Source organism: Mesorhizobium sp. WSM4806, assembly GCF_055811635.1.
On sequence record NZ_JBVVQZ010000074.1, the window covers coordinates 1 to 431 of the forward strand.

1 protein-coding gene is annotated in these 431 nt (G+C 61.0%); it reads right to left on the reverse strand.

The genetic code is table 11. The annotated features are described in order from the left end of the window. The coding region (locus tag AC0L2M_RS34635) for a hypothetical protein (RefSeq protein ID WP_473537274.1) at positions 1–204 on the reverse strand (204 nt) is incomplete at its 3' end. Between the last annotated feature and the right edge of the window lie 227 nt (positions 205–431).

Here is a 431-nt window from a genome sequence, read left to right on the forward strand (position 1 = left end):
ATCCTCCATCGCATCGATCAGGAGCGTCGACTGGGCGCCGAGCAGGTCGAAAGTGTTGCGAAGGTTGGCGCCGACCGCCAATGCGAGCACGCCGCCGACCGACAGGAACACGAGGCTGCCGAAACTCATCGCCATGATGACTGCGATGGGGATGCGACGCCGCTTCTTTTCGGGGCGGACCAGACGCACTGGTTGTGCGGACATGCTCATGCAGCCAATGTCATAATGCGCCACCGCATTGCAAGCCCGGTGACGACTTTAAGGAGAGGACGCGCCGAAGCATTCGCACCAATGTGGCGCCGATGTTTCCAGCGCCGATGATTCTGATCCTCATAGGGGTGTTCCTTCGTAAATATGGAAGAGCGCCCGCCTCAGTCGCGGACGCGGGCGCCTCGAAGATGCGCCCCTTTCTCGCGCAGTGTCGAGAGTGT